A 26,432-nucleotide genomic window follows, 5' to 3' on the forward strand; every position below is an offset into this window, starting at 1 on the left:
TTCCTATTCTACTGATGATCCTCTTTTCTTTAAACAATTGTATTATGAACTCTGGAACCATTACAAATATTCCTCTACCATCTCCTGCTAATGAGCACATTAGCATCGTTATTTCCGAAAGTGATTCAAGCCAAGTTCTAAGGCTCCTCATTGAGCATCGAATTCCGTTTAGTTGTATTCATTCTACTGTAGGTATTTACCCCAATCTAATCAGCACATCCACAACAAACGCACCTACTAATACCTCCAAGGAGATATATCTATTTAAGGATGAGTTTGTAGAAAAAATTCAACAATTACACGAGCAAATTATTTCTGATTTTTCTTTTAAAATACCATCCATTGACGAAGTCTCAAGCTCGTTTAAAGTAAGTCCAAGCAAGTTTAAAAGTGTGTTTAAAAGCTTGTACCAAACACCTTACCATCAGTACTTTATGGAGCACAAAATGCAACAAGCACGCGAGCTTCTTGAGAGCGGTCGGTATTCGGTAAAGCAAGTTTCTGACCTTTTGGGCTACACCACTCCGATTAAGTTTGTCATTGTGTTCAAAAAATACCAAAAGGTAACGCCAGGCAGAATTAAAGTCAACGCCCGAGTCCGTAGGTAAGTAAGTCCTACCTCCTACGTTTCAATAAAGTGAATACAATGCTGTAAAACGCGGGTTTAGTTTTAGGTCAAAATGAAAACATCCCGAAAGTTTCAAACTTTCGGGATGTTCACTCGACATTCTAAGTATAACCTCGGGCTTGCAGTTGAAACAACTCGGCATAACGTCCTTTTTGAGCCATCAACGTTTCGTGGCTACCCGATTCCAACAACTCACCGTTTTCGATCACAATAATACGGTCGGCCATGCGGACGGTGGAGAAACGGTGCGAAATCAACAAGGCCATTTTCCCTTGGGTCAATTCCGCGAAACGTTGAAACACCTCGTATTCGGCACGGGCGTCCAAAGCAGCGGTGGGTTCGTCCAAAATCAACAACTCAGAATCCCGCATGTAGGCGCGGGCCAAGGCAATTTTTTGCCACTCTCCGCCCGACAGCTCCGTACCTCCACTAAAATGCCGTCCCAATACCTGCTGCAATCCATTCGGAAATTTTTGAATCAAATTAGCCGCCAAACTCCGTTCGGCGGCGGTTTGCACGCGCTGGAGTTCGTGGATATGCTCGATGTCGCCCACGGCAATGTTGGCCTGCGCGGTCATCATCAAACGAATATAATCCTGAAATATCACCCCAATGTGGCGTTGTAATTCCCCCAAATCATACTCGCGCAAATCCACGCCATCTAGCAAAATACGGCCTTCGGTAGGATCATACAAGCGGGTCAACAATTTTACAAGGGTTGTTTTTCCTGCCCCATTTTCACCCACTATCGCCAGTTTTTCGCCTTTTTTTAGGGTAAAATTCAGGTTCTGAAACACCCATTTGGACACATTTGGGTAGCGAAAACTGACGTTTTCAAACACAAAACCTTCTTGAATAACACTAGGAAACGGGCGCGGATGCAGCGGCGAAGCCACCTCGGGTTGGAGGTGAAAGAAATTAAAAAAATCTTTGAGGTACAATGCCCCCTGTGAAATGCTCGTAAAACGGTTCAGAATCCCTTCGAGCGACGATTTTAGCTGCCGAAACGACCCTGCCAAAAACGTCAAACTCCCCAGCGTAATGCTTCCTTTGACGGTTTCTAGTCCAATGTACCCGTAAGCGCCGTAGTAACCCGCCGTCCCCACGGCCGTCAGCAGCGCGCCCCAAAACGCCCGTCGCATCGCCAATTTTTTATTTTGCTCATAGTACCCACTCGATACTTCCCGAAAACGCTCCGTCAAAAACTTCGACAAGTTAAAAAGCTTTACCTCCTTGGCGTTCACGTTGCTAGCTCCTACATAACGCAGGTAGTCGAGTTCGCGGCGCTGGGGCGTCCATTGGTAAGAAAGGGCGTAGCTTTCGGCGTTGAAGTAAAACTCTCCCAAAAACGCGGGTAAGATGCTCACTATCAGTATCAAAATCAGCCAAGGACTAAACACCACCAAGCCCGCCCCTAGAAAACCAATGGTAATAATGTCTTGAAACTGCGCCAACGTTTGGGCCAACAAAGCCGTGCGTCCGACGGTTTGCTGACGGGCGCGTTCGAGTTTATCGTAAAAAACGGGGTCTTCAAATTGGGCCAAATCGAGGGTAGCGGCGTGTTCCATGATTTGAATGGAAGAACGATTGGCGTGCAAATCGCCCAAGAGCGCATCGAGCAAGGAAGTGGCGCGGTTGAGGCCATCCGACAACACCGCCAGCCCAAGCTCAAGGCCAATCAACCACAACAACCAAGACGTATCCGTCGAGTGGGAATTGATTAGTCTTACTACCTCATCAATAATCAATTTACCCAAATACAACGTACCAAAAGGAATAGCCGAACGTACCAAACGCAGCAGCCCATTGCCCGCTGTCATCCACGGGTGAGTGTTCCAAATTTCCTTAAAAAACGGGGGCAAATACTTGAGTGCCGCAAAACGGTCTTTGAGGGTGGGTTGGGGAAGTTTGTTTTTTGGGGCCATTTATCTATTTTTTCCTAAAAACAGCCTTTCCTTTTATTTAGTTTACCTCGCCCCAAACTAAAAGCGCGCCCCAAACTACAATTTGGGGCGCACACGGCCCAGCGTCTCCGACGCCCACTAGCTCACAGTACTAATTTCACCACAATCACTTATCACAACCCGTTCTCCAGAAGCTAAAGCCGCTATGTTGGCGGGATATAATCAGTCCTTAGAAGGTCTTAGTTTTCTTGTTGCCGATACCAGCGGCATAGATTGTAATGAGCCCATTGATACCACATTTAGCAGCGAAATTGACCAACAGCGTATCGCCAGATTAGCAGCAGTTACTACTGTCTGTCAAGCCAAAAACGCTGTTTATCAAGGTACAACTAAGATTCAAAGTTGGGGTTGGAAAGAAATTTATGAGGTGCTCAAACTTTGTGCAAGCAGTGGTTTTGCCACAGCCCCCGATGGTATCATTCCTAAATGTTTGTGGGATGTACCCATTGCTCCACCATTAGCTTATTACCAAGCTGACCCTGCTTTTGTAGCGGGCTTTATAGATGGTGCTTATAGTACCGTTGGCCAATTGTTCTCTTCTGCCGTTTCGATACTCGACATAGCCACCTGCTATTCCCCAAACGTTGGTACATTTAATCCTTCGCCTAAGTGTATCGAAATCATGACAAAAACCTTTGAGACTTTTGACATGATTCGGGAATTGGTCACCAATAAAACGGTCAGAGACCAAGCATGGGTTCAAATCAAAAAACAGGCAGGCCAGTACATCGACCAAACGGTATGTTTACAAAACTCTTGCCGCTACGAACAGGGTAAAATAGCCTTTGAAGTAGCAAGTATGTTTGTAGGTATTGGTGAGTTGAAGGCAGGACTACAAGCCGCTAAATTTACCAAAATTCTAAAGGCAGTTGATAATATCAGTGACCAAATCAAGGTCATTCACCATGCTATTAATGGGCTTGGTGGGAAGTTTGTAAAAACGGCCTCACGCGGGGTAGTGGATGTGCTATCTGCCACAGGCACAAAAATAGCCAAAGTAACAAATGGGCTTATTGAACCACTTGGGCAGTACGTTACCACCGACTTAAGCAAAAAAGTAATTCGCCGCCTTAATGGTGTAAAATACAAAATGCCTAACAGCAACAACGAGGTTATAGGAGACTTAGAACTCGTGGATGGCGGTGGTTGTGAAGGATTGAGAATGAGTGCAGAGACACAGGTAAGTGCTTGTAATTTACTTTGGAGGGTTGCTAATGGAAGTTTGAAATTTTTCAAAAAACCACAAGACTGGTGGGATTTTGTTGATAATAATACTTATTTAAAGAAATTTGTTGGAGAAAATAACCGCCTTCTTAAACCATCAAAAGCCAAAGCAATCGTTGATGAAACAGGAGATATAAAAAGAGTATATGGGCGTAATTCTGTATGTTTTACAGAATATGGTTTTCCTGATATGACCCCATTCATAGCAACGATGGCTAATGGAGTTAGTGCTATCGTTAAGATTGACAATATGGGTAGCGGCAATGATAGAAACTCTGATTATGCAAAAGCCAACCAAAAGTTAGCAGCCTTAATAGGAGATTCTCCAAACACTGTATATCAGGGAACAATCAATGGAATAAAACATGTATGGCATCATCATGAAGATGGTATGCACATGATGTTGATACCAGAGAATGTTAATAGAGTAGCACATTTAGGAGGTTATTCTCTTATTAAGGAGGTCAGCCTTGGGAAAGATATAATAGGGAGATTACCTTCGCCAACCGAAGCAATTAAATTTATTAAAAACTGTTTTTAATATGGATATTAAAAAATTAAAGAGAACAGAGTTACGCCCGCAGGCTACTTTTGAAGAAATAACCAAAATAGAGGAAAAATACGGTATTAGTATTCCTAATGGTTACAAACAAGTTTTATTGCAGTCAAACGGCCTTAGATTCACAGATGAAAATAATCTTTATTTTCAAATAAGCGAATCTGAAGCAAACTGTGCTCTTGAATTTTATTCTCTTGCATGTATTGATTTTGATTTCAATATGTTGAAAGAAGATATTGAAGAGGGTTCAAATACTTATTTTTATACAGACTGTTTATTACCTATTGCCAGTACACCATACTCGGGTGCATCGGTTTTTATAGGCTATAAAGAACCCTATTTAAACAAAATATACTATGCTGATTATGATGTAGTAGATGAAAAAGACGTACCTATTTTAATCAAATTGGCTGATTCGTTGGAGGACTTTTTTGTAGCACATGGGTATTATGATAGATAATAATACGTAATTGTGCAACCCAATTGTGCGTAGTTTTCTTTGAATGCTGTGTACCCCAAATAAATAGCATTTTATAACTGCAATCCCATCCATCAACATTTTATGCCCCCAAACACATTCAATAATTCATTTCATTTAACCATTTATTTATGTTCAAACACCTTGCTGCTTTTTTCACTATCGCGCGTATTGATTTTGATTTCAATATATTGAAAGAAGATATTGAAAAAGGTTCAAATACTTATTTTTATACAGACTGTTTATTACCTATTGCCAGTACACCATACTCGGGTGCATCGGTTTTTATAGGCTATAAAGAACCCTATTTAAACAAAATATACTATGCTGATTATGATGTAGTAGATGAAAAAGACGTACCTATTTTAATCAAATTGGCTGATTCGTTGGAGGACTTTTTTGTAGCACATGGGTATTATGATAGATAATAATACGTAATTGTGCAACCCAATTGTGCGTAGTTTTCTTTGAATGCTGTGTACCCCAAATAAATAGCATTTTATAACTGCAATCCCATCCATCAACATTTTATGCCCCCAAACACATTCAATAATTCATTTCATTTAACCATTTATTTATGTTCAAACACCTTGCTGCTTTTTTCATTATTGCTGTTTTATTTATCGGCTGTAGCTCCAAATCCGAGGAGTGAGTTGCCCCCACCATTGAAAAAAACCTAGTCGGTACGTGGAAAGCCGTCATAGTGGAAGATGGAAAAGACACTGGCGAGCCTCGCCCCAAACTACAATTTGGGGCGCACTCGGTCTAGCGTCTCCGACGCCCACTAGCTCACAGTACTAATTTCACCACAATCACTTATCACAACCTTCTTAGAAGTCCGTCCATTCGGGCTGCCGTAGCTTTCAGCTTGTAGCACCACATCCATTCCCTCTACCACTTCCCCAAACACCACGTGGTTTCCGTCCAACCATTCGGTCGTAACCGTCGTGATAAAAAACTGAGAACCATTGGTATTGCGGCCTGCATTGGCCATGCTCAGGATTCCTGGCCCTATGTGCTTCAACTGAAAATTTTCATCGGCAAACTTTTCTCCGTAGATAGACTTTCCACCCGTTCCGTTGCCTTTGGTAATATCGCCCCCTTGGAGCATGAAACGAGGAATAATGCGGTGGAAAACGCTTCCTTTGAAGCCAAAGCCCTTTTCGCCCGTAGCTAATGCTCGGAAATTCTCGGCGGTTTTGGGCACCACGTCTGCCCTAAGTTCAAAAATAACTCTACCCAACGGAGCGCCATCGGCGGTAATATCAAAGAAAACTTTTGGATTTGCTGACATCTGTTTTGTACGTTTTAAATAAGCCCTAAAGGTAGCGTTTTCTTCAATTTTCTCCTATTTCTTAGGCGCAAGCATCCCGAGGGCTGCCTCTATCAACCTGAATTATTACCAATGCTTAACACCAGTTAGTTACCCACAGATAGGTTAAAAAGAAAGAGCTTTTTTCTTTTACTGAAGTTGTTGTACCATCACATAAATGAACGACCTCCATGAAAAAATACCTTTGGGGACTAGGCGCGCTGGCTATGACCAGTGGATTAGTCGCTAGTTATCAAAACGATAACCCAAGTCGAGGCGCACAAAACAGCCTCGACAGTGTGTATGCAAAGCTTACGCAAGAGCAAAAACACGACCTCAAGTATGCGGTAGGTGCGTTGGAGGTCGCGGATGGCCTAGAAGCCAATCTTTTTGCCTCCGAACCCTTGATTACCAACCCCACCAATATCGACATCGACCATCGGGGGCGGGTATGGGTGCTCGAAGCCTACAACTACCGCCCTGCCATTACGGGAAATCCCACCCATTCCGAAGGTGACCGCATCCTTATTTTGGAAGATACCAACGGAGACGGCAAAGCTGATGCCAGTAAAGTGTTTTATCAAGGGCCAGAAGTGGCTGCTCCACTGGGAGTTTTGGTCATGGGCAATAAGGTGCTGGTATCTCAAAGCCCTTATGTGTGGCTCTTTACCGACGAAAACGGTGACGATAAAGCCGACAAAAAAGAAATTATTTTTCAGGGAATTAAGGGCGAACAGCACGACCACGGAATGCACGCTTTTACCTTTGGCCCCGACGGAAAACTGTATTTTAACTTCGGAAACGAAGGCAATCAGCTACTAGACGGCAAAGGTCAGCCTGTACTCGACCAAGATGGGCAGCCCATCGACCGCAAAAAATACAAGCAAGGCATGGTGTTCCGCTGTGACCCTGACTTCAAAAACGTAGAGGTGCTGGGACACAATTTCCGAAATAACTACGAAGTGGCCGTGGATAGCTATGGCACTATGTGGCAGTCGGACAACGACGACGATGGTAACAAGGGAGTCCGTATCAATTACGTGATGGAATACGGCAACTACGGTTATACCGACGAAATGACGGGGGCTGGCTGGAGTGCCAATCGCACCAACATCGAAGCCGAAATTCCCCTACGTCACTGGCACCTCAACGACCCTGGCGTAGTTCCGAACTTACTCCAAACGGGCGCTGGTTCGCCTACGGGCATGGTCATTTACGAAGGCGATATGCTGCCCAGCGTTTTCCAAAACCAAATGATTCACTGCGATGCGGGGCCTAACGTGGTTCGTTCGTATCCCGTTGAAAAAAATGGCGCAGGTTACAAAGCTAATATCGTAAATGTACTGTACGGAAAACGCAACCAATGGTTTCGCCCGTCGGACGTGTGCGTCGCTCCTGATGGTTCGCTTTTTGCCGCCGACTGGTACGACCCAGGCGTAGGTGGCCACCAAGCGGGCGATTTGAACCGTGGGCGCATCTACCGAATCACACCCCAAAATACCTCTTACAAAATTCCTGCCCACGATTTCACAACGTTGGAAGGTGCGCTCAAAGCCATTCAAAGCCCCAGCGTTTCGGTTCGTTATTTGGCGTGGAACAAAATTCGTAGCCTAGGCCAAAGTGCCGAAGGTGAGCTTTCTAAAATGTACCAAACATCGCCCAACCCCCGCATGAAAGCGCGCGCGTTGTGGTTGTTGAGCAAACTTCCCAATGGACATAACTACGTCAGTGCGGCTTTAAAAGATGCCAACGCTGATTTACGCATTACCGCCATTCGGGCCGCGCGCCAAATTACGGCCAAAGGGGTATTGCCGTTGACTGTTGAGCAATTGAATCTCTTAGCTTCTGACTCAGAACCGCAGGTTCGTCGTGAAGTGGCATTAGCGATTCGTCATAATACCGACGACCTCGCGGCGGATATTTGGGCTCAATTGGCCAACCGCTACGATGGCCAAGACCGCTGGTACCTCGAAGCATTGGGGGTATCGGCCGATGGTCAATGGGATAAGTTTTTTGGCACTTGGCTCAAACTTGCAGGGCCTAACCCAACTGCCTCAGCCAAAGGAAAAGACCTCGTTTGGCGGGCACGGACGGCTGCTTCGGTGCCGTTGTTGGCCTCGTTGGCGGGGGATAAAAACGTGGCGTTGAAAGACCGTCTTCGTTATTTCAGGGCTTTTGATTTTAACCCAGGGGCGACTGAAAAATCGACAGCGTTGCTGGATTTGATGAAAACGAATACCGACACCGAAATTACCAAACTTTGCCTCCGCCACCTCGACCCAGGTTTTGTTAAAACTTCGCCTTTGGCACAGCAAAACCTCCAAAAGCTGCTCGACGCCAGCTACGGTACGGGTGAATACATGGATTTGGTACAACGGTTTGAGCCTGCCAGTGAAGCAAAACGGTTGTTGCAACTCGCCCTCGACAAACCCATGCAACGCGAAGGCCGCGACGCGGCTCGCCAATTGTTGAAACAAGAACAAACTCCGCTTCTTTGGGCTACTATCAATGGCAAAGACGCCGCCAAAGCCCAAAATACGTTGATTGCACTTCGTGGAATTGGTAGCAAACAATCATTAGACATCCTAAAAACCGTAGCACTAGACTCCAAACGTTCCAAAGCCATTCGGACGGAAGCTACGCGAGCGTTGGGTGGAAGCATGGACGGCGAAGACCTCGTGCTCGACTTGCTCCAACAAGGTAAAATCGCCAACGATTACAAAGCGGTGGCCGTGCAAGGCGTAAGCGGTGCTTGGCGCAAAAACGTCAAGATTCAGGCCGCCAAATACCTCGACGCAGCTCCAACCAAAACGGGCAAAAAACTCCCTCCCGTCAGCGAGCTAATGACCCTCACAGGAAACGTAGCCAACGGCAAAACGGTGTTTGCTAACTACTGCGCTATTTGCCACCAAGTCAACGGCGAAGGGTCAGATTTTGGGCCTAAATTATCCGAAATTGGTAGCAAACTTGGCAAAGATGGTCAATACATGGCTATTTTCTACCCAAGTGCAGGGGTAAGTTTTGGCTACGAAGGCTACGAAGTGAAGTTCAAAGATGGCAGCACGACGGTCGGAATTGTAGCCAGCAAAACCGAAACTGACTTGCTGCTCAAATTCCCAGGAGGAACTTCCCAAAGTTATAAAATGAGTCAGGTAGTTTCGATGAAAAAACTTGACGAATCGCTGATGACGGCTGGTTTGCATGAATCTATGAGTCAGCAAGAGTTGGTTGATTTAATTGAGTATTTATCCAGTCTTAAACGTAAATAAATGAAAACACTATTTCTAGTTCCAATTCTCGCGCTTTGTGCATTTTTTGCCAGTCACGCACAGCCATCAAAGGCCATCAATGTAGCCACTTACAATTTGCGCTACGATACCCCCAACGATGGCCCGAATGCTTGGCCCAACCGCAAAGAAAACGTCAAAGCCCTCGTACGTTTTCACGAATGGGATATTTTTGGCACGCAAGAAGCCTTGCGTCATCAGCTCAACGGCGTTGCTGAATTGACTGAATTTGCATTTGTAGGCAAAGGCCGTGACGACGGAAAAGAAGCAGGCGAGCACTCGGCTATTTTCTACAAAAAAGACCGTTTCAAATTGCTTCAATCGGGTGACTTTTGGCTTCGCGAAACCCCCGAAACCCCAGGCAAAGGCTGGGACGCGACTTGCTGCAATCGGATTTGTAGTTGGGCAAAATTTAAAGACCTCAATACCAAAAAAGAGTTTTACTTTTTCAACGTCCACTTCGACCACCAAGGCGTAGAAGCACGCCGTCAATCGGGGCATTTGATGGTCAAAAAAATGAAGGAAATTGCGGGGAATGCGTTGGTCATTTGTACGGGAGATTTTAACTCAACCCCCGAAACTGAGCAAATTCAACTCATGAAAGGCGCACTTAACGATACCCACGACGTATCAGCAACTCCAGCCTATGGCCCCGAAGGAACTTTCAACGCGTTCAAATTTGAGGCTCCCATGAAGCAGCGCATCGACTATATCTTTGTCAGTGCGCCCATCAAAGTGTTGAAATACGGCGTTTTAACCGATGCCAAAGACCAACGCTATCCATCTGACCATCAGCCCGTAGTCGCCAAAATTATATTTTAAGTAAAGTTTAAGGCCAATTTAATCTTGTTTTAAGAATATTTTTGCAGCTTTGAACATCAAACAAAGGCGTTTGGTACAAGCAAAAGCCTTCTGTTTTTTGTGGTGTTATCAAGGACATTGATACCCGATCCGCCAATTTAGAGTGGGTCGGGTATTTTGTTGTAAAATATCCCTATTTTCACGTACCTTTACTAGCCTAACTCCTCCCTAACCAACCAATATGCTACGTCGTTTTATTACGTCGCTACTGCTGATTTTTGTCGTACTTTCGGTTCATTCCAAAGGACATTTCCCTAGTTTATTTTTGGGATTTAATCCACGCGTTCAAGCACTGGCCTATCAGTATCCCGTTCAAGCCCAATTAATTTTTGACGCAGGAAACGAAGCCAACACCTATACCGACCAACGCTTTGGGGCGGGTGCACAGGCGCAAAACGACAATAGCTCTAATGCCTTTCGGCACTCGGTTTGGAATGCCCTTTCCGTCAAAAAACTTAAAGACATCGGAGCTACCGAAGCTACGGCTACCGAAATTGTAAGGCAGTTTACCTCGGCTTATGAATACAATGACGCAGGTACAGCACTGGTAAAAAATGCGGCTTCCGCCATGGATTTGCACAATAACTTGGTGGGGCGTTCTTTCAAAAATTACACCACCGTCAATCAACTCCTTGATAGTTTATACTTAAAATCCATTGAAAATAAAGTGGTTACGATTAGTCTTGAACAAAATTTAGCCAGCCACAACGCCGACGCCAACACGGCATGGGCATTACTCGAAAACACCGCAAGTTCGACGCTGGAGGTGAATAAAATTTTGTACCGAATCGATCCCTGTACAACCGTTTTGCTTTTAAATCACCCCATTACGGAAGCTGTAAAATTTGAAGTGAGCGCTAACATTCAAGCCAAAAACGTAGTCATGGCCACGACAAAAGTGACCTACGACGCCCAAAAATACGTACAGTTAAACCCTGGTTTTAAGGCCGAAGCTGGCAGTGTTTTTACGGCCTATATTGATGGCTGTGGTAATAAATAGGTATTTATCCTTTCACAATTTGGTGTAAGACAGCACTGTCAACAGTGTGGCGGCCTTCAAACGTGACGACCTCTAAATGAGGAATGGCCATTCGTATATCTTCTTCGTATTTTTTGGTATCAATTTGTACCAAATACTCATCTTGTAAACCATACGCCAACGTAGTGGGCACAGCAGTGAGTTTACTTGGCTCAATCACGTCGGCTACGCCATTTCCGAAGAAGCCCGCCCAGATAAGTAAACGGTCGCAGCGAACATGGTCGCTGTTGAGCCAGCGAAGCAAGGTCGCATTCCCCTGCGAAAATCCGAGAAAATTAATGGTCAACTTAGATACATCTCTGCCTTCCAACAGCGTATCGTACAGGTGATTGAGGTAATAAATATAATCTAAGATTTCGTGGACACGTTCTTCTTTCGTCATCCACGTCGCTCCCACCCTACCCGAAACGCCTTCTAGGTAAAACCGAGATAAAGCTTCAGGAGCAACGACAAAGGTTTGTCCATCGTTCAACACTTCAAATTTTCGGATGAAAAACTGCGCCAATTGTCCGTACCCGTGCAACACAAACCAAACGTTTTGGGTAGTCTCGTTGAGTTCGCCCAGCGTAAAATATCGCGCCGTTCGCTTCACCTCTAAGTGATGTTCTTGCATAAAATGAAGTATATTTGTTGGCAATATTCGTACTTAAAACCCGAACCGACAACATGAAATCAAACCTTTTTTTCTACCTTATTTTGGCTGTATTGATCGTTGTAGATGCGTGGCTGCTCGCTCATCCCAATCTTCTAGGCAAAATAGGGGTAATGATGTTCAAATATGACATGATTAGAACCTTTCCCCGCGCCCTTGCCACGGTAGGTCTTACGGCATTGGTATGCCAAGGAATTGTGCTAGGACTTCACTTAAAAACCACCAAAAAGACTGCCTTCGCTGTGTTAGGGGCTTTTCTTGTGCTATCTATCGGTATATTAATCAATACTTATTTCAAATTTTCGTCAGGCACTTACGCCATGACTGGGGCAGGTTTTAAAACGGGCGCGCACCTCACGCCCCTGATTTTGATCCTTATTTTTGGGAATGGGCTGTACGAGACATCGTCAAGAAAATAAAAAAACACGCCCCAACTAAAAGTCGAGGCGTGTCCAACCCATACAGCCATTTTAAAAATATTTTGTCTTAACGTAAGATCGCTTGGATAAATTGTGTAACAACTTCTGTTGTTCTAACAACTATATAACATTCAATCCCTTTTAATTAGTTCCCTTACGTCGATCTCTTCTATCTTCTTTGCGATCGCGAACATCTTCGCGGCGGTCGCGTTTGTCTTCTTTTCTATCTCTGACGTCCTCGCGGCGGTCACGGCGGTCTTCCAAACGGTCACGGCGCCCTCCGTGGTGTCTCGCGTCGCGACGATCTTCCTTACGATCACGAATATCTTCTTTTCGATCGCGTCGGTCTTCGCGATGATCGCGTTTGTCTTCTTTTCTATCTCTCACATCCTCGCGGCGATCCTGGCGGTGATGTTTTCGGTGCTCAAATTTACGGGGTTTTTCCGTTGCCTGAGCCGAGATTGAGATAAATCCAATTAATAACGCGGCAAAAATGAGTTTTGTTTTCATGGTAGCTGATTGTCTAGGTAGATTACTTAGTGTTCAACCTTTAGACGCAGCATTTTGAAAAAGGTTTAATGACTGCTCATTTTTTTTATTTTTCACTTCAAAGGCAGTTTGTAAGCTACTTACTGCATTGCCTAAGACCTTCCAAGTTTTTACTCTACGGTATCCAAACTTGGAAGGTCTAACTTCTCCCTTCAAGACCTTCCAAGTTTTAATACTACGCTATCCAAACTTGCAAGGTCTAACTTCTCCCTTCCAAGACCTTCCAAGTTTTAATACTACGTTGACCAAACTTGGAAGGGCTAACGTCTTCCTCCAAGGCCTTCCAAGTTTTTATTCTAAGTTATCCAAACTTGGAAGGTCTTCTGATTACCGATTCACTCCGACTTTCAACCCACCAAACCAAAAACGGCCTTGCGCTGGCTCAAAATAACGGTTGGCACTCGCATTTATTTGAACATTCTGAAAATAGGTTTCGTCCAATAAATTATTTACCCCTACAAACGGCTCAATGTGAAACTTCCGCCACGTCTTTTGCCCACCTAAACGCAGATTCAAAAGGCTATATCCATTCGCCGTCACGGCATTGGCATCATCGGCATACAGTTGGCTCGCATGGCGTACCTGAGCAATCGCAAATAACCCCGAAGGCATGAAATAACGAAGCTCGACCTGCGCCGCGTATTTAGGAATGCCTGGCAACACATTTCCGTCAAATTTCCCTGTTGAGGTTTGATACTCACGGTAAGTAAAGTCCGAATACGTATAGTTTGAAAACAAGGTTAAACCTTTGGCCAACATGGCATTCAAACTCGCTTCAATCCCCTGCCGTTTTGAACGGCCTGCGTTTCGGTAAAACACCCGCCCCGCTTGACCCGTAATTTGGTACGGTACCAGTTCGTCCTTTACTTCAATGGTAAACAACGCCAAATCAGCCCGTACGCGCTGTCCAAAATAAGTCTTTGCTCCTATCTCATAATTCAAGGCTTGCTGTGGATTTAGCTCGGGGTTAAACCCACCCGTCCCAGAAGGGTTATTCGACAACTCACTCATCGTTGGGGTTTCAAAGCTGCTCCCTAAGTTAGAGTACAAGTTTACCGCAGGAGATACCTCCCACGAAAGCCCCAACGTAGGATTGATACGACTATAATTACGGCCACCCGATTGGTCGCCATCCGACATAAAATAATCGGTTGCTTTTAAGCGAATCACGTCCGAACGCAGCCCTACCAACATCGTTATTTTTTTGTACGATAGCTCCTGAGTAATATACGAGGCAATGTTCTTAAACGATTCCAATTGGTCAAAAGTTAATTTTCCTCTCACCCCCGTCATATTATCAAATCGTCGGCGCGTGTCTCCTTGCGACTCTAAGTCAATTCCCACCCGAAAACGATAGCTGAGGAAGTCTAATTTTTGAGAAAACTGGTACTGAAAACTCCCTCCTGCAAAAGTTCGATTGATGGTTCCTGCCCCTGCCGCCTGAAACGCCAAATAATTGGCAAAATCACGTTTTGTCCCAAAGGCACGCACAAAAATCAGGTGGTTGCCCATCGTTTTTTCAAACGTGATTCCAACGCGGCCTTGGGTCACCGACTCTCCTGCCAAAAACCGAAGGTTGTTTGGGTGAGCTTGGCGACGATTTTCGGCTACTTGCGCCAATGTCAAACCACCTGGGTCATCGGCTACGGGGCTAGTGCCGTAGTTGGCCAACACCGAAAGTCGGGTCAACGAATCAAAATCATAGCGCAGTTTGAGGTTCAAAATCGTATTTTCCATGCGACTGTTTCCCCGATAACCTTCTGATTGATTACGAGTTGCGACAAACACCATTTGGAGTTTTTTGTGCTGAACACCCGTTTTAAAACGCCAACTCCGCAAACCGTACGAACCCACCGTTCCTTGCACTTCGGCCAACGGCATTTGGGCTGCATTTTCGGTTTGAAGGCTTATTACCCCTCCCGCTGCGTTTCCAAAGAATCCTGATGACGGCCCGCGCATCACCTCCAACCGCTGCATCGCCCCCATGTCAAGGTTATCCACATCGGCTTGACCATCGGGAGTGGACTCAGGAATACCGTCCACGTAGAGGCGAATACCGCGAATCCCAAACGCGGCACGTGCCCCAAATCCCCGAATCGAAATGCGTAAATCTTGGGTATAATTATCTGGATTTTGGGCAAAAAGCCCTGCCACACCTCCCAGCGATTCAAACATCGACAGTTGCGGCTGCCCTATTTGGATGCGCCCGCCGTTGAGCACTGTCAATGCCGCTGGCAAACGTTTTTCATTGATTTCGAGTCGCGTAGCCGTCACGGTCACGGGAGCAAGTTGGCGCAGCAAAACCGTATCTTTTTTCTGAGCTTTTGCAGGCCGCCCCCCAAGCAAAACAAATGTTGAAAGGCTTAATAGAATTTTAATACCCAAGCCCTGTTGTTTTTGTATAAAAATAATCATAAAATTGTTGGTATATATCCAATAATTAGTGTGAACGGTCGCTATTCAAATTAACATTCCCTTTTTATGAATTCGTTCGACATTACAACCCATCTTCAAAGCAGAAAGTTAGAACTCGTTGTCGAAAACCGTACTGCTTATACCCTCGATAATGCCGAACTCAATATTTACGAGACCCACCAAGCTGCCCAAAACGTAGAGCTTACTTTCTCTAACCCCGTGTTGGCCAGCATGATTCGGGGCAAAAAAGTAATGCACCTGACCAACTCACCCTCCTTTGATTTTTTTCCCGGTGAATCGGTGATTGTTCCTGCCAATCAAACCATGCGCATCGACTTTCCCGAAGCCAATAGCAAAAATCCTACCCAATGTTTGGCGTTGGCGATTTCGCCGACCAAAATCCGCACCATCGTCGAAACCCTCAACGAACATTCGCCGCTGGTGGATAATAACGAAGGCTGGCAGTTTGCCAACGATAATTTTTATTTTACCAACGAAACCGCCATTCACCAGCTCATCGGGCGACTTATTTATTTGTTTACCGAAAACAACGCAGCTAAAGATTATTTTGCCAATTTAGTATTGCAAGAACTCATCGTCCGACTTATGCAAACCAAAGCGCGAATGGTGCTCAGTACCAACCTTCAGCAGCTTGCCAATACGAATCGGCTTGCGTACGCGATTAAGTATGTACAAGAGAATATCCACCGAAATCTAACCATCAAAGACCTCGCCGACAAAGCCTGCATGAGTGAGCCTAACTTTTTTCGGTGCTTTAAACAGCAGTACGGCATTACGCCCGTTGAATACATTAACCAACAACGAATCCAGCTGGCAATGAAGCTTTTGTATAACACATCGTACAGTGTTTCAGACATTTGCTTTGCTTGTGGCTACAATAACCTCAATTATTTCCAGAAAGTCTTCAAAAAAGCTGCTGGCGACACCCCCGCCAATTACCGCAAAAAAATCGTTAAGTTCTAATAACGCCTTTTGATAGAATTGTTCTGTTTTTTAATACAATAGTGCCATACCTAGACTGAAAGATTATCGTAGCTTTGAATATTATTATTTCGATAATTTCTATTACTTAATCACGTCTTTGCTACATGGAACTTACAGGAATTCATACCCTCAACGCACCCGCCGAAACCATTTGGGCGATGTTGATGAACCCCGAAACGCTGGCCAAAGTTACGCCAGGTATCTCGCGCCTTGAGCTCGAAAGTGAAGGCGTTTATAAAGCCATTGCTGAGGTAAAAATTGGGCCAGTGGCGGGCAAATTTGAAGGAAAAGCGGAGGTAGCCAATGCCGTTGCCCCTCAAAGTTTCACCCTACGAGTAGTTCAAAACAGTAAAATTGGCAACGTCAATGCGGATATAAACATGACACTCAAGCCTCTATCGGACACTCAGACGGAGTTGTCGTTCGACGGGAAAGCAGATATGTCGGGGCTATTGGCTCGTACAGGAAACCGCGTGATGAGTGGCGTAGCAAGTACTTTGACCAAACAATTTTTCAAAAACTTCGAGGACGAACTCTCCGCAGCAGGTTAGAAAGTACCGATGGTTTTTCAGCTAACGTGCTGAGGGTTTCTCAAAACCCGACCAAAATCGTGATAAGGGTTTCTCAAAACCCGCCTGAAATCGTGACAAGGGTTTCTCAAAACCCGACCGAAGAGACCTTCCAAGTTTTGGAAACTTGGAAGGTCTGAAACACAAAACATCTTTCCTTTAAACCGTGCGAAAGCACATAACCTTTTAAGAAGTATGCCAAAAATAACAGTAACTGTCAACGGTACTCAACGCACTCACGACGTAGAGGGCCGTTTGCTTTTGGTACATTACCTACGCGATGTTCTTGGCCTAACTGGCACCCACGTAGGCTGTGATACCAGTAGCTGCGGCGCTTGTACGATTCACCTCGACGGCCATGCCGTTAAATCATGCTCTATGCTCGCTGCCCAAGCCGATGGCGCTACCATCACCACCATCGAAGGGTTGGCATCAGGCGACGAATTACACCCACTTCAAGTAGGCTTCAAAGAAGAGCACGGCCTTCAGTGCGGTTTCTGCACCCCAGGCATGATTATGTGCGCTGCCGATTTGCTAAAGCGCAACCCAAATCCTACCGAGCAAGAAATTCGCGAAGGGTTGGAAGGGAATATTTGTCGTTGTACGGGGTATCACAACATCGTTCGGGCGGTACAACACGCCGCAGTAGCCCCCTAACCCCCAATGGGGGAAACATAACCCAATTTTTAGTGATTTAACAAAACCAATTGACTCCCTAATCAATGACGGTTAACAAGAGATAAAAAAACTCCTCCATTGGGGAATGGGGGGCTAATTATCATGAGCAATAAATTCATAGGAAAATCAGTAAAACGCGTTGAAGATAAGCGTTTTATTACGGGCAAAGGCCGTTATACCGATGATATAAATCTACCTGGTATGACCCACGCCTATATACTTAGAAGTCCGTACGCCCACGCACGCATCAAGAGCATCGACACCTCAGCTGCCGCCGCGATGCAAGGGGTTGTCACTATCATGACAGGCGACGAAGTAGGTCACTATGGCGTTCCTTGCGGGTGGCAAGTTAACTTCAAGAACGGTGACATCATGAAAGAGCCGCCGCACCCTTTGTTGGTAAAAGACAAAGTACGCCACGTAGGAGATGCAGTAGCAATGGTGGTGGCCGAAAGTCGCGAAATAGCGCAAGATGCTGCCGAGGCTATTGTCGTTGATTATGAAGTTTTGCCCGCAATTACCGATGCCTCGAAAGCGGTAGAAGCAGGTGCCCCTTTGGTTCACGACGATGTTCCCAACAATATCTGTTTCGACTGGGAAATCGGTAACCCAAAAGCAGAAGTTGACGAAGCAATGGCATCGGCGGCGCACGTTACTACCTTAGAATTTGTCAACCAACGCGTATCACCCAATGCCATGGAGCCTCGCAGCTACATTGGCCATTATGATGGCGTTTATGACAAATACACCCTTTATACCTCCACCCAAAACCCACACCTCATTCGTTTGTTGATGTGTGCGTTCGTATTAGGTTTACCCGAACACAAGGTTCGCGTCGTTGGGCCAGACGTAGGTGGTGGTTTTGGTTCAAAAATTTATCACTACACCGAAGAGGCATTGGTCACCCTTGCGGCCAAGAAAACGGGTCGTCCTGTGAAGTGGACGGAAACGCGCTCTGAGGCGTTTTTGACCGATGCCCACGGCCGCGACCACGTCACCAAAGCCGAGATGGGTTTTGATGGTGACGGCAAAATCGTTGGCCTTCGTATCAAGACGTTTGCCAACTTGGGCGCGTACTTATCTACGTTCTCAACGGCTGTTCCGACTTACCTGCACGGTACACTTCTACAAGGACTCTACACCACGCCTAAGATTCACTTGGACATGACGTGCGTGTTTACTAATACCACAGCAGTCGATGCGTATCGTGGTGCAGGACGCCCCGAAGCGACCTATTTATTGGAACGTCTTCTCGACCTTTCGGCTTTAGAAATGGGGGTTAATCCTACCGAATTACGCCTCAAAAACTTTATTCCTGCGTTTGACGGGGTGACGCAACCTGGGTATCAAACCAACGTGGCCTTGCAGTACGACAGTGGCAACTACCACGGAGTACTCCACCGTGGTCTCGAAATGCTTGGCTACGAAGATTTCCGCAAAGCCCAAAAAGAAGCCGCTGCCTCGGGAAAACTCCTGGGCGTAGGTTTCTCTACGTACATTGAGGCTTGCGGTATTGCCCCGTCCGCCGTTGTTGGTTCGCTGGGAGCGCGGGCAGGTTTGTACGAAGTAGGTCAAGTGCGGGTGCAACCAACGGGCAAAGTAAGCGTATTTACGGGAGCCCACTCCCACGGGCAAGGACACGAAACAACGTTTGCGCAAGTAGTAGCCGACCGTCTCGGTATTCCGATGGAAGATGTGGACATTATTCACGGAGACTCTGATACCGTTGCTTTTGGGATGGGTACGTACGGCTCGCGTTCGTTGGCCGTAGGGGGCAGTGCTATTATGAAGAGTTTGGACAAAATCATCGAAAAAGGTGCTAAAATCGCGGCGCACAAACTCGAATGTTCGCCCGATGATATTGAGTTTGTCGATGGTAAATTTACGGTAAAAGGTACAGATAAATCCTTAGGTTTCGGCGACATTGCCCTGACGGCTTACGTACCACACGTGTATCCTGCCAACCTTGAGCCTGGCCTCGACTTTAGCAGTTTCTACGACCCCACCAACTTTACGTATCCGTTTGGTTGTCACATTGCGGTGGTAGAAGTTGACAAAGAAACAGGAGCGACCAAGGTAAAACGTTTCATCGCCGTTGACGACGTAGGAAATGTCATTAACCCAATGATTGTGGACGGACAAATCCACGGTGGTTTGGCGCAGGGAATCGGGCAAGCACTGCTCGAAGGGGTTGAATTTGACGGAAACGGTCAAATCATCAACGGCTCGTACATGGATTATGCCATGCCTCGCGCCGATGATTTGCCCATGTTTGAACTCGACCGTCAAGTAACGCCTTGTCCGCACAACCCACTTGGCGTCAAAGGAGCGGGAGAAGCAGGCTGTATTGGCTCTACTCCTGCCGTGGTCAATGCCGTGATTGATGCGCTTTGGTCGGCAGGTCATCAAGTCAAAGACATCCGTATGCCGCTTACTTCTGAGCGCGTTTGGTCGGCAATGCAATCATAAGTTTCGAGTGCAGAATGCAGAGTATTCGACATTTTGCATTCTGCACTCGACATTCATCCACTTATTTACTACACAAAACATGATACCACAAGCAGTTGATTATAAACGCGCAGGGTCGGTGAGCGAGGCCATTAGCCTTTTGGCAGAAAACCCTGACTCAAAAATTTTGGCAGGAGGTCACAGCCTGATTCCTGCCATGAAGCTTCGCCTCAACAGCCCTTCGTTGTTGATTGATATAGCCCGAATCCCTGAATTACGCTATATCGAAGTCCGTGACGGTGGCGTCGCCATCGGTGCTGCCAGTACGCACCACGACATTATTTCTAATGCCGATGTTCAGAGTCGCTACGGCGTGATGATTGAAGCTGGTGAGCTAATTGGCGATACCCAAGTACGCAATGTAGGTACTTTGGGTGGAAGCATTGCCCACGCCGACCCCTCAGCCGACTGGCCTGCGGCCTTGATTGCCCTCAATGCCAGCATCAAAGTAGAAGGCCCCAATGGTGCCCGTGAGCTTTCTGCCTCCGAGTTTTTCTTAGGATTTTTCTACACGGCCCTCGAAGAAGGTGAAATTGTCACTGAAGTAGTTCTTCCAGCCCCTGCGGCAGGTTCGCGAAGCGTTTATCGTAAATTTATGCAGCCTGCCTCTCGTTTTGCCATTGTAGGCTGTGCCGCTTCGGTCACCATTGATGGCGGCACTATCACCGACGCCACTGTTGCCTTCACGGGCGTAAGCGCCGACGGTGCCTTTTTGGACGAAGCCGTAGGAGCTGCGCTTGTCGGTAAATCTGCTTCTCTCGAAACCATTGAAGCCGCCGCCAATGCTGCGGCCGAAGGTGTCGAACTTAATGAAGATCATTATGCTTCTAAAACCTACCGTAAACATCTAGCTAAGGTATATGCCAAACGCGCGTTGGTAGGTGCCTGTGGTTTGTAAGTAATGTGGGCGGGTTATGACTAACCCGCCCCACTCAAAACCGTGAGTAACCCAAAAACCTTACTGAGTTTTTTTACGGTAATTCATCACCACAATTCCGCACTCAAAAGGCTTTGCCGTCACGAGTTCAAACGGCAATTTTCCTTCCAACGCTGCGAAAATGGGCATTCCGTTTCCAATGGCAACGGGGTTAACAAACAAATGAAGTTCGTCAATCAAGTTTTCTTTCAACAACGAAGACACAAATTTTCCCCCACCATACGCGATGATGTCTTTGCCTTCTTGTTGTTTCAACTGATTCAGTTCTTCCGCCAACTCACCGTTTGTCACCACCGTATTTTCCCAAGGAGATGACGTTAAGGTTTTTGAGAAAACTACTTTTGGCATCGTGGTGAAAATTTTACCCACTTCCACTTCTGGACTGTCGGAATTTTCGGCTACTCCCTTCCAATGTGGAATAAAGCCTTCGGCAAGATTACGCCCCAGCACGATGGTATCAAACGAATTGGTCAATTCTGTGACATAGTTGATGAGGTCTTCTGTCCAAGCGAAGGTCATCCAATCCATTTCTCCGTTTGGCCCTGCCACAAACCCATCGAGGGTCATTTGCATTTGTAATTTTAGCTTTTTCACGCTGTGTATTTTTTGTCGTTTAATTGATAGAACAAAGGTAGGAGGCTTTCAGCTATCGTGAGGGGTGGAATTACGCCATTCTAAGGGGCTATTGCGACAAACACAGGTTACTCTGGAATCAACACCAGTCGTTTCTCAATGTCCTGCAATTTGTATTTTATCTTCCGAACCCCGCCAGTTGCTTTGGCATTGATGTCACCTGCAAGATAGATAGGAAACTGCCGAACCAAGTGGTCATCTTCCATTCTGAACATGTCGTGCCCCATGTATCCTTTCGATAATTCGGGTGTCAGAGGAGCCATGTGGATTTTGTCAAACGAGTCGGGGAAAAATTGGTAGCCATATACTTTTCCAAAAGCTCCGCTGCCGTACGTACACGAGTAGATGTAAATCTCGGGCGCGTTGTTTTGATCCAAATCGGCGGTTTCGGCGTTGATGACCCAACCGTCGGTTTTCTGGCGAATCGTAATTAGTAATTGGTTATTACGGCTTACTTTCATCACCATTTCGCGCACAGCTCCTGCCTCGCTGGTACTGATTTCAAATTGGTGTTTCTTAAAAATAAGCGTTTTTTCAAACCGTTCGGCAGTGGTTTCTTCCGTTGTAGGCGGGCGCAGTGAAGCCACCATTGTTACTATAACAAGGCCACTCAATAGCAGTATTTTCCCAAATTGAATCAAATTTTCAGAAGTACCTAGCTTCAAACTAGGCCATTATGTGTTTTCATTTAACGATATTAAGCGTCTTTCTGTTAAAACACAAGCAAAAAGACGGCCAAAAGTGCCTTTATTCAGATTTAATAATGCTTGTACACACGAACTAACCCTCAAAATCACCACCCCAAGGGTGCTTTTTGGGTTCGGTACGGGCTTTCTTGGCATCGGTAACACGAAGTCAAATCAATCCAATTAAAATAATCCGAGTTATACGGAAGTGAAGCGGTAGTATTACGAGGTATGTACATGGATTTATAAACCACCGAAGAAGCCCCGAAATAACCCAACACCTGCTCCTCGGGATGGCTGGTACAATTTACGTTTCCAACGACCGTTGCCGCAGGAAGGTCAAAAATACCTCCTGAGTTATTGATTTGGCTATCAACCCCTTTCCAAAACTGGTAAGCTTCCTGAGTTAGCGAATGTTGCTCAAAAAGAATAAAATAACTTGAAACCCCATCAAAAGGAATTTTGCCGATTGGAACTCTAGTAATCGTCTGTCCATTGGTAAGGCGGTCGTTAGCCAAAATGATACAGCCATTACACGCCTCTATTTTCCAACACGGCTCACAGCACTTGTTTCGGGTGGCAATGACACCCCCAGGAGTCGTTGTGACGGTCTGTAAACAGTAATTAACTTCCTCATAATGCGCCCATTTCCAGCGATAAAAATCGTTGGGAGTACTCGGGTCTTTTACATCGACATACATGGCAAACTGCCCCCTTAACTTCGCCGAATTCGTTTGTTGGTATTCGGTATAAAACTTTCCAAACTCGGCTACAGGTTTGAGCAACTCGGGGTTGGAGACATACGTTTTCCCATCGGGCGTTTTGATGGTAATGTGGTATTTTCTTCCAACGATTCCCTTTATCCCCGTTGCTGAGGTTTCGTACAACCCCTGCCCACGGTCGGTCAACTTTTCGGTCATTCCTTGGTCGTCGCTCATCACGACGATGGCTCCTCCAATGGTATTCACTGAGGTCTGATTGGTATAGGGATAGCTGTATTGTAGGCGAATTTTATACGGGCCAGGCTGGTTAGTAATCGTGCCATCGACCACCAGTTTTTGAGCGTTTTCTGTGATGTTTGGGTCATAACTTGTGACGCATTGACTTAATATCAAAGCAACTCCTACCGCCCATATCCATCTTTTTCCCAGCAAATGATGTATGACAATTGCGAAATAACGTCTCCCTGACATGGCTTTTTAATAGGTAAAATTGTACGTAATGGATGGAATGAGGGTTCCAAAAATGGATAGTTTGTAGGCATTTACTTTGTTGTAAAACTGCAAAACGTTGTCATTTTTGGTGCGGAAGAAAATAGAATACGCATTTTGTCGGGCGTATAAATTATACACCGAAAAAGCCCAACCACTTTGCCATTTGCGCTTGGTGGTAGGGAGTGCATCAACGTTCAAACCAATATCTAAACGATGATAATCAGGAATTTTAGCCTGATTTCGCAAGGTGTAGTTTGGCACATATACATTATCCACAAAATACTTATCAATCGGATACGTAATGGGCCGCCCCGTGCTATACACCCAATTGAACGACCAACTTGTACGGCGGCTAATTCGATAATTAAGCACAACATTGACGGTGTGCGGTTTGTTAAAATTGGCAGGATAATACATCCCATTTCGGTACTTATCTTCCGAATAAGGGCTATTGATTAAATACTCGGTTTGGGCAAAAGTATAACTTACCCAACCTGTCAAAAAACCCGTGTTCTTACGCACCAACACTTCGGCTCCGTACGAACGGCCCGTTCCTTGCAAAATCGCCGTTTCGGGGGCTTCGAGCAGGGTCAAGTTGGTGCCGTTTCGGTAATCGGCCACGTTAGTCAAACGCTTATAATACAACTCCAACGATGTTTCGTAGGTGTCTTTTTGCCAGTTTTTAAATATTCCCAACGAAAGTTGGTCGCCGATTTGGGGCTTCAAAAAGGCATCGCTCAACTTCCAACGGTCGGTTGGCAATGCGGCCGTCGTATTTGAAATGAGCTGTAAATACTGATACATTCGGTTAAAACTGAATTTCAACGAAGTCGTAGGCGACAAATTGAGTCGAGCGACCAGCCTCGGTTCTAAGCCTCCGTAGGTTTTTATGACTTTACCCGAACCATAATCTACCCCGCCTGTCATAGTCGTAGGGTCGCGGGGTACGTTGGGTTCATACGCATTGACTCGGTACGGCCCCAACGCCGCAAACCACGAATACCGCAGGCCATACATCACGCTTAGTTGTTTGCTGACTTCGATTTCGTGGTTCCAATAGGCCGCAGCTTCTAAGCCTTGTTCTTTTTGGAGCGTCAGTGGATTGATGTTTGACGACGCCAAAGTAGGTTGCAAATCGCCTGGTTGAATGTCATAACGAATCCCGCTTAACCCAACGTCAATTTTATGTTTCCCTGCTACATAGCCCACATCCAACTTTAGGTTTTTGTAAGTCACTCCTGATTTTAATTCAAAGGCATTGGCAGAATCTGGATTGGTAATGGTAGGTGCGTAACGGCTATATACGGCGGTCAGGTTGGCAAATAGTTTTTCTGAAAAGGCATGATTCCAACGCGCCGTCAAGTTGCGCGTTTGCCAATCAAACACCGACGAAGTAGCATTTACTTCGGTTCGTGCCAAGGAATCTCCCGCAATTTTAAAGACGTCTTTCCCTTGGTAAAAGATGATATAGACTTGGTTTTTGGTCGAAGGCTTGATGGCTAATTTACTTGTAATGTCATAAAAATTGGCTTTTGTCCCCTTTAACGAAGCCGTTTTAGCAAATCGAAATAAATAATCTGAGAACGAAGCTCGGGTTGCTACGAGCAAAGCCATTTTGTTTTTAATCAGAGGCCCATCGACCATCAATCGGCTTGCGACAAGTCCTACCCCACCCTGAACTTTCCATTTTTCGGCATCGGGTTCTTTTACTCTCACCTCAATCACCGACGACGTTCTTCCTCCATACTGCGCGGGAATTCCTCCGCGATAAAACGTTACGTCTTTAAGAGCATCGGGGTTAAACACCGAAAACAACCCCATCAAATGCGACGAATTATAGACAGGTGCATCGTCGATAAGAATAAGGTTTTGGTCAATGCTACCTCCTCGGACATTGATGCCCGTAGCCCCTTCGCCCACACTCGATACCCCAGGAAGTAACTGTAAACTCCGCATTACGTCCACTTCGCCCAACACCGCAGGTATTTTCTTGATGCTTTTGATGGTCAGTTTTGCAACCCCAATCTCGACTTTCGAAACATTTTGTTCAGCTTTCGTTTCGCTTACTTGTACTTCTTGTAATAAGAGCGCATTTTCTCGCAACAAAAACTCCAGTTCGTTGTCTTCGGGAACGATGATAGGGGTTTCTTCCGTAAAATAACCCAGCATCCGTGCAACCATCGCGTATTTGCCTCGTAGAAGTTCAAAGCGAAAAGTACCATCGGCTTTGGTGGTAGTAACGAGCCGTTCGGGTCCGCGTGCCACAATGGTCACCCCCGCAAATGGTGTCTTTTCGGGGTAATGCAGTACCCGCCCAGTAACAATGTACCGAGCTCCTAACACGCTGGAGTTTTGGGCAAATACATAACTGCCCAAAGATAAAAGCACCAAAACAAGGTAAGAAGTAGCGCGGAAAGCCATAACGGGTTGATGAAGTCGGGTTTGTAACAATAATCATCATTTTAGCCCAAAATTCAAAGTTATTTCACATCATTTCTACAAGAATTGAAGACTGTACGTTATCGCTTTTATATGTATGATTCTACGTAAAAAAATCGCGGGACAAGGGAACATAACAATAGCAAGTCAAAACTGTATTTAGCAAAGAACTTTTCAATAAGCAACAATTAATCAAGTTGTTACAGGGTATTTTTATGCTTTTTACTGTATATTTATTAACTGGCTTCCTCAATCATTACTTTGTTATGAAAAATCTTTCAACCACCGTATCAGCCTCCCGAAAGTGTACTTACTGCGGCTCAAGTGCCATTGAGCGGGTTCCTCGTCCTTTTTTGTTAAAATTTTTACCAATTCG

General features: G+C 45.7%; 22 protein-coding genes. 13 read left to right on the forward strand and 9 right to left on the reverse strand.

Going from position 1 to position 26,432, the window contains the following annotated elements; genetic code table 11:
- The first annotated feature begins 44 nt into the window (after positions 1–44).
- Complete coding sequence (locus tag K339_RS0104790; RefSeq protein WP_028522599.1) at positions 45–608, forward strand: helix-turn-helix domain-containing protein; 564 nt, start codon at positions 45–47, stop codon at positions 606–608.
- 121 nt (positions 609–729) lie between these two features.
- Here K339_RS0104790 and K339_RS0104795 read toward each other — a convergent pair whose 3' ends face one another.
- Positions 730–2,553: an ABC transporter ATP-binding protein gene (locus K339_RS0104795; RefSeq protein ID WP_028522600.1), complete on the reverse strand. Its 1,824-nt coding sequence runs from the start codon at positions 2,551–2,553 to the stop codon at positions 730–732.
- Between the two features lie 184 nt (positions 2,554–2,737).
- Between K339_RS0104795 and K339_RS0104800 the strand changes: the two genes are divergently transcribed.
- The 3 genes from K339_RS0104800 to K339_RS0104810 all read left to right on the forward strand — a co-directional run bounded on the left by K339_RS0104800 (position 2,738) and on the right by K339_RS0104810 (position 5,281).
- The gene (locus tag K339_RS0104800) at positions 2,738–4,357 is read left to right on the forward strand and encodes an HNH endonuclease (protein WP_028522601.1); all 1,620 of its coding nucleotides are present in this window, start codon (positions 2,738–2,740) and stop codon (positions 4,355–4,357) included.
- A 1-nt stretch (position 4,358) separates the two neighbouring features.
- On the forward strand, positions 4,359–4,835 hold the full coding sequence (locus K339_RS0104805) for an SMI1/KNR4 family protein (protein ID WP_028522602.1): 477 nt from the start codon (positions 4,359–4,361) through the stop codon (positions 4,833–4,835).
- 149 nt (positions 4,836–4,984) lie between these two features.
- Positions 4,985–5,281, forward strand: a complete 297-nt coding sequence (locus K339_RS0104810; RefSeq protein WP_028522603.1) for an SMI1/KNR4 family protein — start codon at positions 4,985–4,987, stop codon at positions 5,279–5,281.
- Between the two features lie 356 nt (positions 5,282–5,637).
- Here the strand turns inward: K339_RS0104810 and K339_RS0104815 are convergent, their stop codons facing one another.
- Positions 5,638–6,147: a peptidylprolyl isomerase gene (locus tag K339_RS0104815; protein WP_028522604.1), complete on the reverse strand. Its 510-nt coding sequence runs from the start codon at positions 6,145–6,147 to the stop codon at positions 5,638–5,640.
- 209 nt (positions 6,148–6,356) lie between these two features.
- Here K339_RS0104815 and K339_RS0104820 point away from each other — a divergent pair, with 209 nt between their 5' ends.
- The 3 genes from K339_RS0104820 (at position 6,357) to K339_RS0104830 (ending at position 11,313) form a co-directional block, all read left to right on the forward strand.
- Complete coding sequence (locus K339_RS0104820; RefSeq protein ID WP_028522605.1) at positions 6,357–9,434, forward strand: PVC-type heme-binding CxxCH protein; 3,078 nt, start codon at positions 6,357–6,359, stop codon at positions 9,432–9,434.
- On the forward strand, positions 9,435–10,274 hold the full coding sequence (locus K339_RS0104825; protein ID WP_028522606.1) for an endonuclease/exonuclease/phosphatase family protein: 840 nt from the start codon (positions 9,435–9,437) through the stop codon (positions 10,272–10,274).
- 220 nt (positions 10,275–10,494) lie between these two features.
- On the forward strand, positions 10,495–11,313 hold the full coding sequence (locus tag K339_RS0104830) for a DUF6973 domain-containing protein (protein ID WP_028522607.1): 819 nt from the start codon (positions 10,495–10,497) through the stop codon (positions 11,311–11,313).
- A gap of 4 nt (positions 11,314–11,317) precedes the next feature.
- Here K339_RS0104830 and K339_RS0104835 read toward each other — a convergent pair whose 3' ends face one another.
- Positions 11,318–11,965 (reverse strand): alpha/beta hydrolase, encoded by a 648-nt coding sequence (locus K339_RS0104835; protein ID WP_028522608.1) that lies wholly within the window; start codon positions 11,963–11,965, stop codon positions 11,318–11,320.
- Positions 11,966–12,018: 53 nt separating this feature from the next.
- Between K339_RS0104835 and K339_RS0104840 the strand changes: the two genes are divergently transcribed.
- Entirely contained in the window at positions 12,019–12,423 is a 405-nt protein-coding gene (locus tag K339_RS0104840; protein WP_028522609.1) for a hypothetical protein, read from the forward strand.
- Between the two features lie 141 nt (positions 12,424–12,564).
- On the opposite strand, the gene K339_RS32565 is transcribed toward K339_RS0104840, so the two are convergent.
- Both K339_RS32565 and K339_RS32570 read right to left on the reverse strand, forming a co-directional pair.
- On the reverse strand, positions 12,565–12,810 hold the full coding sequence (locus K339_RS32565) for a hypothetical protein (protein ID WP_157607473.1): 246 nt from the start codon (positions 12,808–12,810) through the stop codon (positions 12,565–12,567).
- A gap of 489 nt (positions 12,811–13,299) precedes the next feature.
- The gene (locus K339_RS32570; protein WP_051397809.1) at positions 13,300–15,387 is read right to left on the reverse strand and encodes a TonB-dependent receptor family protein; all 2,088 of its coding nucleotides are present in this window, start codon (positions 15,385–15,387) and stop codon (positions 13,300–13,302) included.
- 66 nt (positions 15,388–15,453) lie between these two features.
- Here K339_RS32570 and K339_RS0104855 point away from each other — a divergent pair, with 66 nt between their 5' ends.
- The 5 genes from K339_RS0104855 to K339_RS0104875 all read left to right on the forward strand — a co-directional run bounded on the left by K339_RS0104855 (position 15,454) and on the right by K339_RS0104875 (position 21,045).
- The gene (locus K339_RS0104855; RefSeq protein ID WP_028522610.1) at positions 15,454–16,371 is read left to right on the forward strand and encodes an AraC family transcriptional regulator; all 918 of its coding nucleotides are present in this window, start codon (positions 15,454–15,456) and stop codon (positions 16,369–16,371) included.
- 125 nt (positions 16,372–16,496) lie between these two features.
- Positions 16,497–16,943: an SRPBCC family protein gene (locus K339_RS0104860; RefSeq protein ID WP_028522611.1), complete on the forward strand. Its 447-nt coding sequence runs from the start codon at positions 16,497–16,499 to the stop codon at positions 16,941–16,943.
- A 213-nt stretch (positions 16,944–17,156) separates the two neighbouring features.
- The gene (locus tag K339_RS0104865; protein WP_028522612.1) at positions 17,157–17,618 is read left to right on the forward strand and encodes a (2Fe-2S)-binding protein; all 462 of its coding nucleotides are present in this window, start codon (positions 17,157–17,159) and stop codon (positions 17,616–17,618) included.
- 123 nt (positions 17,619–17,741) lie between these two features.
- The gene (locus K339_RS0104870) at positions 17,742–20,108 is read left to right on the forward strand and encodes a xanthine dehydrogenase family protein molybdopterin-binding subunit (RefSeq protein WP_211243780.1); all 2,367 of its coding nucleotides are present in this window, start codon (positions 17,742–17,744) and stop codon (positions 20,106–20,108) included.
- 79 nt (positions 20,109–20,187) lie between these two features.
- Positions 20,188–21,045: an FAD binding domain-containing protein gene (locus tag K339_RS0104875; RefSeq protein WP_028522614.1), complete on the forward strand. Its 858-nt coding sequence runs from the start codon at positions 20,188–20,190 to the stop codon at positions 21,043–21,045.
- Positions 21,046–21,105: 60 nt separating this feature from the next.
- Here K339_RS0104875 and K339_RS0104880 read toward each other — a convergent pair whose 3' ends face one another.
- The 4 genes from K339_RS0104880 to K339_RS0104895 form a co-directional block, all read right to left on the reverse strand.
- Positions 21,106–21,678, reverse strand: coding sequence for a dihydrofolate reductase family protein (locus K339_RS0104880; protein WP_028522615.1), 573 nt, complete (start codon positions 21,676–21,678; stop codon positions 21,106–21,108).
- 107 nt (positions 21,679–21,785) lie between these two features.
- The gene (locus tag K339_RS0104885; protein ID WP_051397810.1) at positions 21,786–22,307 is read right to left on the reverse strand and encodes a hypothetical protein; all 522 of its coding nucleotides are present in this window, start codon (positions 22,305–22,307) and stop codon (positions 21,786–21,788) included.
- A gap of 203 nt (positions 22,308–22,510) precedes the next feature.
- Positions 22,511–23,596, reverse strand: a complete 1,086-nt coding sequence (locus K339_RS0104890) for a DUF4249 domain-containing protein (protein WP_028522617.1) — start codon at positions 23,594–23,596, stop codon at positions 22,511–22,513.
- A gap of 6 nt (positions 23,597–23,602) precedes the next feature.
- Positions 23,603–26,038: a TonB-dependent receptor gene (locus K339_RS0104895; RefSeq protein WP_028522618.1), complete on the reverse strand. Its 2,436-nt coding sequence runs from the start codon at positions 26,036–26,038 to the stop codon at positions 23,603–23,605.
- Positions 26,039–26,432: the final 394 nt, after the last annotated feature.

This window comes from Runella limosa DSM 17973 (assembly GCF_000482465.1).
Lineage (GTDB): Bacteria > Bacteroidota > Bacteroidia > Cytophagales > Spirosomataceae > Runella > Runella limosa.

Bases quoted from the DNA above. Each gene is read 5' to 3' on its own strand.
- K339_RS0104790 (WP_028522599.1), top strand. From the start codon at position 45: ATGAACTCTGGAACCATTACAAATATTCCTCTACCATCTCCTGCTAAT.
- K339_RS0104795 (WP_028522600.1), bottom strand. From the start codon at position 2,553: ATGGCCCCAAAAAACAAACTTCCCCAACCCACCCTCAAAGACCGTTTT.
- K339_RS0104800 (WP_028522601.1), top strand. From the start codon at position 2,738: ATGTTGGCGGGATATAATCAGTCCTTAGAAGGTCTTAGTTTTCTTGTT.
- K339_RS0104805 (WP_028522602.1), top strand. From the start codon at position 4,359: ATGGATATTAAAAAATTAAAGAGAACAGAGTTACGCCCGCAGGCTACT.
- K339_RS0104810 (WP_028522603.1), top strand. From the start codon at position 4,985: ATGTTCAAACACCTTGCTGCTTTTTTCACTATCGCGCGTATTGATTTT.
- K339_RS0104815 (WP_028522604.1), bottom strand. From the start codon at position 6,147: ATGTCAGCAAATCCAAAAGTTTTCTTTGATATTACCGCCGATGGCGCT.
- K339_RS0104820 (WP_028522605.1), top strand. From the start codon at position 6,357: ATGAAAAAATACCTTTGGGGACTAGGCGCGCTGGCTATGACCAGTGGA.
- K339_RS0104825 (WP_028522606.1), top strand. From the start codon at position 9,435: ATGAAAACACTATTTCTAGTTCCAATTCTCGCGCTTTGTGCATTTTTT.
- K339_RS0104830 (WP_028522607.1), top strand. From the start codon at position 10,495: ATGCTACGTCGTTTTATTACGTCGCTACTGCTGATTTTTGTCGTACTT.
- K339_RS0104835 (WP_028522608.1), bottom strand. From the start codon at position 11,965: ATGCAAGAACATCACTTAGAGGTGAAGCGAACGGCGCGATATTTTACG.
- K339_RS0104840 (WP_028522609.1), top strand. From the start codon at position 12,019: ATGAAATCAAACCTTTTTTTCTACCTTATTTTGGCTGTATTGATCGTT.
- K339_RS32570 (WP_051397809.1), bottom strand. From the start codon at position 15,387: ATGATTATTTTTATACAAAAACAACAGGGCTTGGGTATTAAAATTCTA.
- K339_RS0104855 (WP_028522610.1), top strand. From the start codon at position 15,454: ATGAATTCGTTCGACATTACAACCCATCTTCAAAGCAGAAAGTTAGAA.
- K339_RS0104860 (WP_028522611.1), top strand. From the start codon at position 16,497: ATGGAACTTACAGGAATTCATACCCTCAACGCACCCGCCGAAACCATT.
- K339_RS0104865 (WP_028522612.1), top strand. From the start codon at position 17,157: ATGCCAAAAATAACAGTAACTGTCAACGGTACTCAACGCACTCACGAC.
- K339_RS0104870 (WP_211243780.1), top strand. From the start codon at position 17,742: ATGAGCAATAAATTCATAGGAAAATCAGTAAAACGCGTTGAAGATAAG.
- K339_RS0104875 (WP_028522614.1), top strand. From the start codon at position 20,188: ATGATACCACAAGCAGTTGATTATAAACGCGCAGGGTCGGTGAGCGAG.
- K339_RS0104885 (WP_051397810.1), bottom strand. From the start codon at position 22,307: ATGGTGGCTTCACTGCGCCCGCCTACAACGGAAGAAACCACTGCCGAA.
- K339_RS0104890 (WP_028522617.1), bottom strand. From the start codon at position 23,596: ATGTCAGGGAGACGTTATTTCGCAATTGTCATACATCATTTGCTGGGA.
- K339_RS0104895 (WP_028522618.1), bottom strand. From the start codon at position 26,038: ATGGCTTTCCGCGCTACTTCTTACCTTGTTTTGGTGCTTTTATCTTTG.